A 12,175-nucleotide genomic window follows, 5' to 3' on the forward strand; every position below is an offset into this window, starting at 1 on the left:
GATGCAATTGGTGAGTCGCGAGTTGGAAGAGGTAGCGGCTAAACTTACGCGGGGAGAGCGGCTGGACTTTAACGATGGGATCGCTCTTTTTCGCTCCACCGATTTGGTGGGGCTGGGAATGCTGGCTCAGAGGGCTAAGCGTCAGCGGCACGGGGATCAAGTTTTCTTCGCCGTAAATTGCCACATCAACCATACTAATGTTTGCGTGGGTACTTGCCGATTTTGTGCTTTTCGCCGCCGCCCGGGAGAAGAGGGAGCCTATGTAAGCAGCCCAAGGGAAGTGATCCGGCGAGTACATTCAGCTTCTCTCTGGGGAATACGGGAGGTTCACCTAGTGGGAGGGCTCAATCCGGAGCTCGACCTCGACTATTTCTGCACCATATTGCAGGGCATAAAGAAGAAGGTTAAAGGGGTTACGGTCAAGGGCTTAACGGCGGTGGAGGTGGACTTTCTAGCCCAACGCGAGGGTTTATCGGTGGCCGAAGTGCTGCTCCGCTTGCGGGAGGCAGGTTTAGATGCTCTTCCAGGTGGGGGAGCGGAGATCTTTGCTCCGTTGGTGCGCCAGCGCCTTTGTCCGAACAAGATAAGTGGAGAACGCTGGTTGGAAATCCACGCCGAGGCGCACGCTTTGGGCATCCCTACCAACGCCACTATGCTTTACGGGCACTTGGAGTCCTATGAAGATAGGGTGGATCACCTGCTGCGCTTGCGGGAACTGCAGGATCGTACCGGGGGCTTTCAGGCCTTTATCCCCCTTCCCTTTTTGCCTAAGAACAACCCTCTGGCTAAGGAAGAGGGGATTAAGGGAACTACTGGATTTGACGACCTTAAGACCATAGCGGTGAGCCGCTTGTTTTTAGATAATTTCCCTCATATTAAGGTATATTGGGTGATGGTGGGAATCAAGCTCGCCCAGGTGGCATTGAACTTTGGAGCCGATGACATCGAGGGAACGGTACTGGAAGAGCGAATTGCTCATAGCGCTGGTGCCGAAAGCCCTCAGGTACTCACTCGGCAGGAACTGGAAGAGTTCATCTTGGCGGCGGGAGGGGTGCCGGTGGAGAGGGACGCCCTGTACCTCCCCGTGCGGAGAGAAGCCTAACTCTTCCCGGCGACTAAACGCTGCTCTAGCGAGCGTGAACGATGCGTCCGGGTTGAGCTCCGGATATGTTCACTCAGCGACTCCAGGCCCGTACTGCAAGAGCTCCGATACGGTCACCATGCTGTAACCTTTTTCCCGCAGGCCCTGAATGATAGCGGGCAAGGCCTGGTCTGTTTGCTGGCAAGTGTCGCTAGCGTGCAGGAGTACGATGCTTCCCGGACGAACCTGTTTCAGTACCCGGGACACTATTGTATTTACCCCTGGATTTTTCCAATCGAGGGAGTCTACATCCCATTGAATAACCCTGTAACCCATCTCTTGGGCCACCTTTAATACTTTACCGTTATAGTCTCCGTTGGGTGTACGGATTAGATTAGGAGCGTGTCCCGTCACTTCTTTTAGGGCTTCGTGGGCTTGGCCGATCTCGGCTTTAATTTCGCTAGGCGGCAGAGAGCTCAAATTGATGTGACGGTGGCCGTGACTGGCGATTTCGTGCCCATCTTTGGCTATGTGCTGGGCCAGATCTGGGTAACGCCGCGCCCAGGGGCCGGAGAGGAAAAAGGTGCACCTTAGACCTTCTTTACGCAGCAAGTTGAGCACTTTTGGCGGGGTTTGCGTTCCCCAGCTAATATCGAAAGTTAAGGCCACTACCTTTTCTTCTGTTTGCACCCGGTAAACGATGGGGGAAGAGGGGTTTTTGCTAGAAACCGGAGCGCTGTCGTGCCAAAAGCTATGCACGATTAGACTTCCCACCACGGCGAGGCTTAAAAGAGCGAACCAAACCTCCTTTAGCCGCTTGAAGCTCAGGTAAAACATCCGCATGGCCCAAGCCTTACCCCCAAGCCAATATTTCCTTTGCTAAGAGTTATGGGCTGCTGGGGAAAGATATGCTTAGAAACATTGTTCGCCGAGGCGATGAACGGTGCAAATGGGGAAAATACTGGTCGCTACATTAGTGGTAGGGTTGCTCCTGGGAGGGGTGGCGCCAAAGCTATGGGCCTCTCCGCCCGCGGTGGAAGCGGAGGCGGCAGTGCTAATGGAGGCGCAAAGCGGGCTAATTTACTACGCCAAGAACGCTGACCAGCGGCGTCCTCCGGCGAGTCTTACCAAAGTGATGACCTGTATCCTAGCCATGGAAATGGCCGATTTAGAGGAAGTAATTACCGTGAGTTCCCGGGCTGCAGCGGTATCCATGGGTTCAGTGATCGACCTACGGGCAGGGGAACGGATTAAGCTGGGGGAGTTGATCAAGGCTGCCCTGATCTCCTCGGCTAACGACGCTACGGTGGCCATTGCCGAGGGAGTGGCTGGTGACCACGACACCTTCACCCGGTGGATGAACGCCAAAGCTTTGTTACTGGGATTGGAGGAGACCCGTTTTGCCAACACCAATGGCTACTCCCACCCGGGGCATTGGAGTACGGCCAAGGATCTGGCCTATCTATCCCGTTACGCTATGCGGAACCCGCAATTTGCTTCGCTTGTATCCACTCGGCAGACAGTGGTGCGGTGGGAAAACCCGCCGAGGGAACTCCCCATAAACAATACCAACCGGCTCCTCCATGGTGGCTATCCCGAGGTCACAGGAATAAAAACTGGCACCACCCAGGCGGCGGGGCAATGCCTCATTGCTTCGGCCAACTTGGGGGAACGGCAATTCATAGCCGTGGTGCTCAAAAGCCCCCACCGTTACCGCGATGCCTCCGATTTGCTGGAGTGGGCCAAGAAAGGATTAGAGCCGGCGAAGCTCTGCGCGTTGGGAGAGCATTGGACGCGCCTGCCAGTGTCCGGTGGGCGCTTAGGAGACGTGCCACTAGAGGCGGCTCAGGAATTGGTAGCGCTTCTGCCACCGGGAGAGGAAGTGGATAAAATAGTGCACTTAGCGCCTCCTCTCTGCGCTCCCGTAGCGGCGGGTACACCTCTAGGAGAAGTGACTTTTATCTGGCGCGGCCAGGAACTGGGAAAGGTTCCTTTAGTGGCCTCCAAGGAAGTGCTGGAGCGTCCCTGGTGGTGGCGTCTGATAGGTCGAAACTTTGAGTAGTTGCAAGCTGCCCTGAAGTTAATATTTCCGCTCAACTCGGCCTTTTCCTAGGCCGAGTTTTTTTAGGGGAGGTGAAAATATGCTGGTCGGGCTTAGGGACGATAAGGGCTCTTCGCTGCTGGAATTATTGGTGGTGCTGACCACGCTCACTCTGACCGTTGGAGTGGCGACGGCCACTTTATTTCCCTTTTACCAGAAGTGCCTTGACGCTGCTCGTGATGTCCGTGTCCTGGGCGACCTATACAACCTGTCCCTGACTCTAGATGCATACTATATCTTCCACGCCGAATATCCGCGCGACCCGGCGGAGCTAGAATTGCCCCTGCAATCGAGCCCTGAGGGGGTCGAGTACACCTACTGCGGGGGCGGAGACAGCTACGAACTCGTGGCTCGGGATGAAAAAGGGGTCAAACTGGCCACCGCTCGCGGCCACGAAGGTAATACCACGTTGGAAAAAGAAGCGGCCACAGGCATCGAGCGCCTTGCTCCTTCAGTTTTGCGGAGCGCGGGAAACCTCTAGAGAATCTTTCTGACCCCGCTATTCGCACTCCCCTGGGGCGGAGGATAATTAGCTTTTCGCTGGCAGAGTTGATTGGTGAATGCTCACCTTCCTGTCGCTCGATTTCTCGCAGTGATCTCCCTCCCGTTATACGGTTTAGTGTATCCTGGGGGTTCAGGTAGTTAGCAGGCATCCGGCCAGCGCTTACGCGAGGGCTTTGTCCTGCCAGCCCTTGGCGCGCACTCTGCTAGCCGGTTTAGAGGCGGTAAGCGCACTTGTGGTATAATTCCTGTTGTATGCGGGTGGGGCATTAAATCCAGGGGGGAGGGGTTAGGTGCGGAGTTTCGGGATAGGACTTTTGGGGTTAGGAACCGTTGGTAGAGGCGTTTACCGCGTATTAGAGAAAAATAGCGAGCTGATTGCCGCTCGGCTGGGGGCCAGGCTGGAAGTGGCTAAGATCCTAGTGCGCGATCCCAACCGGGATCGGGGGATCCCCGTGCCTCCGGATAAGTTGACCACCGATCCGCGAGCAGTGATTGAGCATCCGGCAGTGGACATCGTGGTCGAGGTGATGGGGGGAGTGGAGCCGACGCGGCGTTACGTGGAACAGGCGCTGGCGCAGGGGAAGATGGTGGTGACCGCCAACAAGGATCTGCTATCCTTGCACGGCAAGGAGCTATTTGATGTCGCAGCGGCAGCGGGCACTGATCTTTTCTTTGAGGCCAGCGTGGCTGGAGGTATTCCCATCATCAAGATTCTTAAAGAATCTCTGGCAGCCAATCGCATCCAGGGAATCACAGGTATAATTAATGGTACAACCAACTATATTTTAACCCGCATGGAGGAAGCGGATCTGGATTTTGCTCTGGCGCTTAAAGAAGCGCAAGCGCATGGTTATGCGGAAGCCGATCCCCGCTCCGACATTGACGGTTTGGATGCGGCGAGGAAAATAGCCATCTTGGCTTCCATAGCTTTTAATTCCCGCGTCACTTTCCCTGAAGTTTACACGGAGGGGATTAGCCGCATCGAGCCGACCGACATCAAATACGCCAGGGAGTTGGGCTACGCTATAAAACTTTTGGCCTTGGCGCAAGAAACAGAGCAGGGACTACAGGTGCGGGTACACCCCACGCTGGTATCCCAAAAACATCCGCTGGCTTCGGTGCGAGGCGTGTTCAACGCCGTTTTTGTCCGCGGAGACGCGGTGGGTGAAACCATGTTTTACGGCCAAGGGGCGGGGGAACTCCCCACGGCCAGCGCGGTCACCGGAGACATCATAGCAGCAGCGCGTCAGCTTTTGCACGGAGTCAAAGGCATGTGGAGGTGCACGTGCTTTGAGCAGAAACCGCTGCTGCCGATAGAAGCTAACGAGTCTTCCTTTTATTTGCGCCTTCGAGCTCTGGACCGCCCCGGAGTGCTGGCTGGCATTGCTGCAGCCTTTGGCCGCCACGAGGTGAGTTTGGCGGCGGTAACCCAGAAGACCACCGGTGAAGTGGCCGATCTGGTGCTGGTGACTCACCGGGTAAGAGAGGCCAGCTTGCGTGCGGCCGAAGCCGAGCTCCAGAAGCTCCCCACTGTGGCCGCGGTGGCCAACGTCATACGGGTGTTGGAAGAATGAGCTCGGTTGAGGTCACCGTGCCTGCTAGTACCGCCAACCTGGGTTCGGGGTGCGACTGTTTCGCCCTGGCCCTGAAACTTTACCTCCGGGTGACCGTGGAACTCTACCCAGGGGAAGGGATCCTTTGGGAGATAAGGGGGGAAGGCTCGGAGCAGCTCCAACGGGACCAGGCGAGAAACCTGGTGGGTTATGCCATCACGCGGGCTCAAGAGGCGTGGAAACCGCTGGAGATCGCTTCCGGCCTCAAAATAACCGTTTATAACCAGATTCCCCTGGGAGCCGGATTAGGATCGAGTGGAGCTGCTTTACTGGCCGGTCTGACAATCGTTAAAGTGCTGGCCAAGGCAAGGGTTGACCCGGAGGAGGTGCTGAAACTGGCCACCGAATTGGAAGGGCACCCAGATAACGTGGCTGCTTCTCTGTTGGGGGGCGCGGTGACAGTGGTCCGAACCGAGACGGGGGTGGCTACCTGCAAAGCCGAGGTCGATCCCGAGCTCCAGGCGGTGGTGGCCTGTCCTGCTTTCACCCTACCAACTTCAGAGGCCCGCCGTTTGCTTCCCTCCTACTATCCCCGCGAGGCAGTGCTCTTTAACCTGGGCCGGGCGGCTTTGCTGGCTGGTGCTTTCGCTTGCCGGCGGTACGAGCTTTTCCGCTGGGCCATGGAAGACAGCCTTTACCAGCCCTACCGGTTAAGACTCATACCCGGGGCGGAAGAGGCTATAAAGGCGGCCCTGGCAGCTGGGGCTTGGGGGGCTTCTTTAAGCGGGGCGGGTCCTGCGGTGGTGGCGTTGACTTCGCCCGCCCGCGCTGAAGCAGTCCGGCAGGCGCTTCAGGAAGCCATGGCTAGGGCAGGGGTTAGCACTCGTACTTACCTGCTAGAGCCGGACAATGAGGGCCTCCGCTGGGAGAGATAGCCAATTTACAGCTTATTTACTTGAGGTGGAAAAGCGATGTTATTGGTGCAGAAGTTCGGTGGGAGTTCCGTAGCCGACGTGTCCCGGATAAAAAGAGTGGCCGAACGTGTTTACAGCACCTGTTTAGAAGGCCACCAGGTGGTAGTGGTAGTTTCGGCGATGGGGGATACCACCGATGAACTCATCGAATTGGCTCACCAAGTGAATCCTTCGCCTTCCCCGCGCGAGATGGATCAGCTGCTAAGTACGGGAGAGCAGGTGTCAATAGCGCTTCTAAGTTTGGCCTTGCAGGCCTTAGGCGGGGACGCCATATCGCTGACCGGGGCTCAAGCGGGCATAACCACTGACGGAACCTATGGCAAAGCCAGTATTACCGCTGTGGATACGCAACGCCTTCGCCGGGAGTTAGAGCAGGGACGCATACCGGTGGTGGCCGGTTTTCAGGGCAAAGCTCCTAATGGCGACGTTAACACTTTGGGCCGGGGGGGCTCGGATACCACAGCGGTGGCCCTGGCTGCGGCCCTAAGGGCCGATATTTGCGAGATTTACACCGATGTGGAAGGGGTTTTCACTGCTGATCCCCGTCTGGAACCAGCCGCGGTCAAACTCCCCTGCATCTCTTACGACGAAATGCTAGAGTTGGCCTGCTTGGGAGCGGTAGTATTGCACCCCCGGGCGGTGGAATTAGCCAAAATTCACCAGGTGCCTTTACGCGTGCGTTCCAGCTTCACAACCGATCTGGGCACAGAAATTAAGGAGGAAGAGGCCATGGAGCAAAAGCGGGTGGTCAGCGGAATAGCGCACGATGCTCAGGTGGCCAAAATCGGCCTTTTCGATGTTTTTGACCGTCCAGGCATTGCCCATACTCTGTTTTCCGCTCTAGCAGCAGAGAAGATCAACGTAGACATGATTATTCAGGGAATGACTCGTGACGGCCGCAACGACATCTCTTTCACCATTTCTCGCCACGATTTGCCTCAAGCGCTAAAAGTGGTGGAACGGGTCAAAGAAAGTATTGGCGCCAAGGGATACACGTATAACGATCGGGTGGGGAAAGTGTCGATCGTGGGGGCAGGCATGGTCACTCATTCTGGTGTGGCTGCTGCCATGTTCGCTGCCTTGAGCGCCGAGGGAATCAATATAGAAATGATCAGCACTTCGGAGATAAAGATTTCGTGTATCATAAAAGAAGAAGAAATCCCTCGAGCTGTCCGGGCACTGCATCGCTGTTTTAGCCTGGAGCGTTTGGTAGACACTAAGTAGCATTTATTGTCAAGAAGCAACAATAAAGGTTGATTGACAGATTCCTGGAGGGGGTGGTAGATTAGAGCCCGAGCCCGGCAGCGGATGGGGGGGAGCCGCCATGACCTATCCTGTTTCAGACCGATCTTGGGTTGTAAAGGAAGATAAGGTCATTTATGGCAAATCAAAGTTTTGCGGAAGGAAAGGCGAACTTTGGCAATTGGCCGAAGCCAGACTGTTGCCTCTGTTATTAAGCGCAATTCTACTGCTTGAAGCTATGCACCGGGAGGAAGCACCTTTGCTCGAACCCGAAGCAAGTTGCTTGGGGGAGCGAGTCAAGGAGCTGGTACAAATCCTCCAACAGTATTTGCAAGGGGAGAGTGCCCTTAGTTCTTCCTCCGTCACTCTGGAGGCTTTGCTCTCCCTCTGCCAACAACGCGTGTTGCTTATGGCTCAGCAGGGAGAGGTAACCTTGAAGGTTCGGGTAAAGGGGAACGTCAAAAAGCCAATACTCTCCACCTGTTTTCTGCCCCAGATTTTGGTGGGATTGCTTCGCTGGGCGGTGTGCTGGAGTTCGCCTGGAGGAAAAGTGTTGCTGGAAGCGGAGTTGATCAAGCAAAACCTTCTTTTCACGCTGGAGTATGAGCCGTCAAAAGCGGGAATCCGGGGCCGTTGCATGGTTGATGAGTTACCGGTTTTTACCCTCTTGAGGGCTTGGCTAAATGCAGTTCCCGGTAGCCGCTTTTGGATCAGCGGCTGTCTGCGTGGTGTAAATCGCTTTAATCTGGAGGTACCATTGCAGTGGGCAAGGGAGGACTCATGTGGGGAAAAGAAATAGAGCGCGTTTTGATTTCCCGGGAAGAGATAGCTGCGCGTCTGGAAGACCTGGCCGCTGACATAGCAGGCGACATGGGAGGAAGCGAGCTCTTAGTAATAGGGGTGCTGAAGGGCGCGGTAGTTTTTTTAGCTGATCTTATTCGCAAACTGACTTTCCCGGTGGAGATAGACTTCTTGGCGGTGTCCAGTTACGGGAAATCTAGTGTCTCCTCCGGAGTGGTCCGCATAACTAAAGATCTGGATTACGATATAACCGGCAAGAAAATTCTATTGGTGGAAGATATCGTAGACACGGGTCTCACTCTTAGCTATTTGCTCGGTCATTTGCAGGCGCGTCAGCCGGAATTACTTAAAGTTTGCGTTTTGCTGGACAAGCCGGAGCGCCGCCAAGTGCCGGTTCAAGTGGACTACGCCGGATTTGCCATTCCCGACGAGTTCGTGGTGGGGTACGGGCTGGACTACGCTGGGAGGTACCGTAATCTGCCAGATATCTGCGTGCTCAAACGTGAGGTGTACCAGTCATCTCGATCATGACCTGAAAAGAGGAGGAAGCCAGCTTGCGTCCGGAAGAACTGATATTGATTCTCGATTTTGGCGGGCAATATACCCAGCTAATCGCCCGGCGGGTTCGAGAATGCCACGTTTATTGCGAGATCATTCCTTACCAAACTCCGCTGGAGGAGATCGTCCGCCGCAGCCCTAAAGGACTAATTCTTTCCGGCGGCCCGGCCAGCGTTTTGGACCCGGGCGCCCCCACCATAGATCCTGAGCTCCTGCGCCTGGGAATTCCAGTGCTGGGCATCTGCTACGGGATGCAGCTTCTGGCCCATTTGCTGGGCGGGCAAGTAGGTTCGGGAGGCGTACTGCGCGAGTACGGTCGTACTGAGATTAATTTGGTTCACCCCTCACTCTTATGGGAGGGAATCGATAGCCCTACCTCTGTTTGGATGAGTCACGGAGACCTGGTAATTCAGGTGCCTCCGGGATTTGTGATCACAGCCAGTAGCCCTGTGGTGACCGTGGCGGCCATGGAGCAACCGTCACATAAATGGTATGGTTTACAATTTCACCCAGAAGTAGCACATACCGCTGCGGGCCGGCAGATCATACACAACTTTCTTTTCCGGGTTTGTGGATGCCAGGGCAACTGGACTATGGCTTCTTTTATTGCCCGTTCTGTGGCCGAAATCAAAGCGCAGGTTGGGGAGGAGCGGGTTCTGGCCGCTTTGAGTGGGGGGGTGGATTCTTCCGTAGCCGCGGTTTTGGTTCACCGGGCGGTGGGGGAGCAGCTAACCTGCCTCTTTGTGAATCACGGCCTTTTGCGTCAGGGAGAGGCCGAAGCGGTGCTGGAGACCATGCGCTCCCTGGGGGTGCCCTTAGTTTACAGGGATGCGTCGGAGAGGTTTCTGGCTCGGCTCGCAGGGGTGGTGGACCCGGAGGAGAAGCGGCGGCGGGTGGGGCACGAATTCATCCGCGTCTTTGAGGAGGAGGCTCGCAGGCTGGGAAAGGTGCGCTATCTAGTGCAAGGTACGCTTTATCCAGATGTGATCGAAAGCGGCACCCCTCTCAGCCAGCGCATCAAGTCCCACCACAATGTGGGCGGTCTGCCGGAGGAGATGGAGCTGGAATTGTTGGAGCCCTTGCGTTACCTTTTTAAGGACGAGGTGCGAGAGCTCGGGCTCGAGTTGGGTTTACCGGAGGACATTGTTTGGAGGCAACCTTTTCCCGGCCCCGGTTTAGCCGTTCGCATTCTGGGGGAGGTCACGGCGGAAAAGGTTGCTTTGCTGCGGAAAGCCGATGCCATTGTTACCGAAGAGGTGCAAAAGGCCGGTTTGAGCCGGGCTTTGTGGCAGTATTTCGCCATTTTACCCGGTATCCGCACGGTGGGTGTCATGGGCGATAGACGCACCTACTCCTATACCGTGGCGGTGCGAGCGGTAGAAAGCCAGGACGGCATGACTGCGGATTGGGCCCGTTTGCCTCACGATCTTTTAGAAAGAATCGCTTCCAGGATCGTGCGCGAGGTTCCCGAGGTAAACCGGGTGGTTTACGATATCACCTCCAAACCCCCTAGTACCATAGAGTGGGAATAATGGAAGTGTTTTTTCTTGACAAATTTTTAGATCCGGGCTAAGATAAAAGCGTGGAGCTTTCAAGCTGGTGTAGCTCAGCAGGCAGAGCAGCGCACTCGTAATGCGCAGGTCGCCGGTTCGAGTCCGGCCACCAGCTCCAGATTATCTTTAAAAGGCTTTGCGGAAGCTCCTGCGAGCGAGGACAGGAGCTTTTTCGTTAGGTCTCAGGGGTGAAGGAGGTGAAAAGTCATGGCCAAGGCATGGGTTGTAAATTCGGATCATGACGCCTACCGAGAAATTGCTCGGGCGGTGGTTTTTCAGGCTTTGCGCGATGCGGTGAAACCGAAATTTGTCTCCAGCGAAGGTGAGCGCCGCGCGGTTAAAGAGGATGCTTTGCGCTTCCTCAAGAAGGCCGTAGATGAAGATGGCTACGAGCGGTTGCTCTTCGAGGTGGCTGGAATTTGTGCCCGCCAGGCGTTGAAGTGGCTGGCAGAGTTGCGGGCCAGCCAGGGGGAGGAGCTCAGCCCAAAGGGGGGTAATGATGCTTTCATTTCGGGTTAAATGGCTATCGGGGTCGGAGGGAAGTAGTTAAACGGCGCAGGCATTTCTCTTGAAGCGGGAAGCCGGCCGTTTTAGGCCGTTTTTTGTTTTCTTCATTAATTATTATGTTATTAAGCAATAAGCAGCCAGCTAGAATTCTAGCTGGCTGTTAAAATCAACCAAGTTGCCTTTTATTACAATTTAAACGGCCACTACTTCCCTGACCTCGGGTACGGCCTCTTTGAGGATGCGTTCAATGCCTTGTTTCAGGGTTACGGTGGCCATAGGACAACCGCCGCAGGCTCCTTTAAGCCTCACCTTTACCACCCCGTCCTCTACAGCCACCAACTCCACATCGCCACCATCCTGCTGTAGATACGGGCGGATCCGCGCTAGAGTGGCTTCTACCTTTTCTCTCATTTAAATCACTGCGCCTGGTAGCGCTACCTTACCGGAGTCAAGGTTGGCGATGGCCAGGCGCGTACCTCCTTTCTTGTGAGGATACGGCGTTCGAGCTCGATAAGTTGCGTTTCTACTATTCGCCCAGGAGTTCCTCTACTTCTTCCGCCCCGTTCTCTAGCTCTTCGGCCTGCTCTTCATCCAACCGCAGCAACAGGGCTTGAAATTCGCCCACGTGCGTCTTTTCCTCCCGCGCCACGTCCAGAAGAACCGCTTGCACGTTCTCGTCGGTGGCCATTGCCGCCAGCTGTTCGTAAAAATTGATAGCGTCCAGCTCGGCGATAATGGCTGCTCGCAGGATCTCCCGGTCGATATCCTCGCGATCCACCTTGCTCAAGTCGATAGGAAGGCGCTGCATCATATTCTCTCACCTCCTTCCCATATCTAGAGCCTGGTTGGCCAGCTTGTCGGCCAGCAAATTTTGCTCTCTGGGTATGTGGCATAGCCTGAGCTTCCATTGGGGGTGCGCACGAAGCACATTTCGCACCCGTTCGGCCAGCGCGCGGAGTTCGTTAGAGCGGATTTGATACTCGCCGTGATATTGCTTGACCACCAGCAGCGAGTCGGAGCGTATATCCAGCTCCAAGGCTTGGTGGGAGTACCCAGCAGCCAGGAGCTCCAGGGCCCATGCCAAAGCCTCCCACTCGGCCATGTTATTGGTGGCTGTGCCAAGGAGCTTGGCGTGAAACTCCCGCAAACTACCCTCGGCATCAAATATCACCACAGCAGCGGCAGCCGGTCCCGGGTTCCCCCTGCTGGCTCCGTCAGTATAGATGAGATAGCGCATCGCGCTTTAATATTACCATGAGCTGCGGCGTTTGTAAAGCGGTTCCGGTGCAGAGTGCGCGTCA

At 55.7% G+C, this 12,175-nt stretch carries 14 protein-coding genes and 1 tRNA gene; 11 read left to right on the forward strand and 4 right to left on the reverse strand.

What is annotated here, in order from left to right:
* Window position 1: 1 nt before the first annotated feature.
* Window positions 2–1,102, forward strand: coding sequence for an aminofutalosine synthase MqnE (mqnE, locus tag ACTLLP_RS03285; protein WP_441060699.1), 1,101 nt, complete (start codon window positions 2–4; stop codon window positions 1,100–1,102).
* 69 nt (window positions 1,103–1,171) lie between these two features.
* On the opposite strand, the gene pdaB is transcribed toward mqnE, so the two are convergent.
* Window positions 1,172–1,924, reverse strand: a complete 753-nt coding sequence (gene pdaB, locus ACTLLP_RS03290) for a polysaccharide deacetylase family sporulation protein PdaB (RefSeq protein WP_441060701.1) — start codon at window positions 1,922–1,924, stop codon at window positions 1,172–1,174.
* A 157-nt stretch (window positions 1,925–2,081) separates the two neighbouring features.
* Here pdaB and ACTLLP_RS03295 point away from each other — a divergent pair, with 157 nt between their 5' ends.
* From ACTLLP_RS03295 to ACTLLP_RS03340, 10 genes are all read left to right on the forward strand, one after another.
* Window positions 2,082–3,143 (forward strand): D-alanyl-D-alanine carboxypeptidase family protein, encoded by a 1,062-nt coding sequence (locus ACTLLP_RS03295; RefSeq protein WP_441060703.1) that lies wholly within the window; start codon window positions 2,082–2,084, stop codon window positions 3,141–3,143.
* 79 nt (window positions 3,144–3,222) lie between these two features.
* Window positions 3,223–3,663, forward strand: coding sequence for a hypothetical protein (locus ACTLLP_RS03300; protein ID WP_441060705.1), 441 nt, complete (start codon window positions 3,223–3,225; stop codon window positions 3,661–3,663).
* A gap of 313 nt (window positions 3,664–3,976) precedes the next feature.
* Window positions 3,977–5,260, forward strand: a complete 1,284-nt coding sequence (locus tag ACTLLP_RS03305) for a homoserine dehydrogenase (RefSeq protein WP_441060707.1) — start codon at window positions 3,977–3,979, stop codon at window positions 5,258–5,260.
* Window positions 5,257–6,174, forward strand: a complete 918-nt coding sequence (thrB, locus tag ACTLLP_RS03310; protein WP_441060709.1) for a homoserine kinase — start codon at window positions 5,257–5,259, stop codon at window positions 6,172–6,174. Before ACTLLP_RS03305 ends, thrB begins: the two co-directional genes overlap by 4 nt.
* A 36-nt stretch (window positions 6,175–6,210) precedes the next feature.
* Window positions 6,211–7,437 (forward strand): aspartate kinase, encoded by a 1,227-nt coding sequence (locus ACTLLP_RS03315; RefSeq protein ID WP_441060711.1) that lies wholly within the window; start codon window positions 6,211–6,213, stop codon window positions 7,435–7,437.
* A gap of 277 nt (window positions 7,438–7,714) precedes the next feature.
* Entirely contained in the window at window positions 7,715–8,254 is a 540-nt protein-coding gene (locus ACTLLP_RS03320) for a hypothetical protein (protein ID WP_441060713.1), read from the forward strand.
* Window positions 8,236–8,787: a hypoxanthine phosphoribosyltransferase gene (hpt, locus tag ACTLLP_RS03325; protein WP_441061607.1), complete on the forward strand. Its 552-nt coding sequence runs from the start codon at window positions 8,236–8,238 to the stop codon at window positions 8,785–8,787. Before ACTLLP_RS03320 ends, hpt begins: the two co-directional genes overlap by 19 nt.
* A gap of 23 nt (window positions 8,788–8,810) precedes the next feature.
* On the forward strand, window positions 8,811–10,346 hold the full coding sequence (gene guaA / locus ACTLLP_RS03330) for a glutamine-hydrolyzing GMP synthase (RefSeq protein WP_441060715.1): 1,536 nt from the start codon (window positions 8,811–8,813) through the stop codon (window positions 10,344–10,346).
* 63 nt (window positions 10,347–10,409) lie between these two features.
* Window positions 10,410–10,485, forward strand: a tRNA-Thr gene (locus ACTLLP_RS03335).
* An 89-nt stretch (window positions 10,486–10,574) separates the two neighbouring features.
* Window positions 10,575–10,886, forward strand: a complete 312-nt coding sequence (locus tag ACTLLP_RS03340; RefSeq protein ID WP_441060717.1) for a hypothetical protein — start codon at window positions 10,575–10,577, stop codon at window positions 10,884–10,886.
* 180 nt (window positions 10,887–11,066) lie between these two features.
* Here the strand turns inward: ACTLLP_RS03340 and ACTLLP_RS03345 are convergent, their stop codons facing one another.
* From ACTLLP_RS03345 to ACTLLP_RS03355, 3 genes are all read right to left on the reverse strand, one after another.
* Window positions 11,067–11,285, reverse strand: a complete 219-nt coding sequence (locus ACTLLP_RS03345) for a NifU family protein (protein WP_441060719.1) — start codon at window positions 11,283–11,285, stop codon at window positions 11,067–11,069.
* A 115-nt stretch (window positions 11,286–11,400) separates the two neighbouring features.
* Window positions 11,401–11,685 carry a ferritin family protein gene (locus tag ACTLLP_RS03350; RefSeq protein ID WP_441060721.1) on the reverse strand — a complete coding sequence of 95 codons (285 nt, stop codon included), beginning with the start codon at window positions 11,683–11,685 and terminating at the stop codon, window positions 11,401–11,403.
* 6 nt (window positions 11,686–11,691) lie between these two features.
* A complete protein-coding gene (locus ACTLLP_RS03355) occupies window positions 11,692–12,111 on the reverse strand; it encodes a ribonuclease HI family protein (protein ID WP_441060723.1) in 420 nt (139 codons plus the stop codon).
* Window positions 12,112–12,175: the final 64 nt, after the last annotated feature.

This window comes from Desulfothermobacter acidiphilus, assembly GCF_052073645.1.
Classification (GTDB): Bacteria; Bacillota; Desulfotomaculia; order Desulfotomaculales; family Ammonificaceae; genus Desulfothermobacter; species Desulfothermobacter acidiphilus.

Excerpts from the sequence above, each read along its gene's own strand:
- ACTLLP_RS03345 (WP_441060719.1), bottom strand. The coding sequence starts at position 11,285 with ATGAGAGAAAAGGTAGAAGCCACTCTAGCGCGGATCCGCCCGTATCTA.
- mqnE (WP_441060699.1), top strand. The coding sequence starts at position 2 with ATGCAATTGGTGAGTCGCGAGTTGGAAGAGGTAGCGGCTAAACTTACG.
- ACTLLP_RS03340 (WP_441060717.1), top strand. The coding sequence starts at position 10,575 with ATGGCCAAGGCATGGGTTGTAAATTCGGATCATGACGCCTACCGAGAA.
- ACTLLP_RS03315 (WP_441060711.1), top strand. The coding sequence starts at position 6,211 with ATGTTATTGGTGCAGAAGTTCGGTGGGAGTTCCGTAGCCGACGTGTCC.
- thrB (WP_441060709.1), top strand. The coding sequence starts at position 5,257 with ATGAGCTCGGTTGAGGTCACCGTGCCTGCTAGTACCGCCAACCTGGGT.
- ACTLLP_RS03300 (WP_441060705.1), top strand. The coding sequence starts at position 3,223 with ATGCTGGTCGGGCTTAGGGACGATAAGGGCTCTTCGCTGCTGGAATTA.
- hpt (WP_441061607.1), top strand. The coding sequence starts at position 8,236 with ATGTGGGGAAAAGAAATAGAGCGCGTTTTGATTTCCCGGGAAGAGATA.
- ACTLLP_RS03350 (WP_441060721.1), bottom strand. The coding sequence starts at position 11,685 with ATGATGCAGCGCCTTCCTATCGACTTGAGCAAGGTGGATCGCGAGGAT.
- pdaB (WP_441060701.1), bottom strand. The coding sequence starts at position 1,924 with ATGCGGATGTTTTACCTGAGCTTCAAGCGGCTAAAGGAGGTTTGGTTC.
- ACTLLP_RS03355 (WP_441060723.1), bottom strand. The coding sequence starts at position 12,111 with ATGCGCTATCTCATCTATACTGACGGAGCCAGCAGGGGGAACCCGGGA.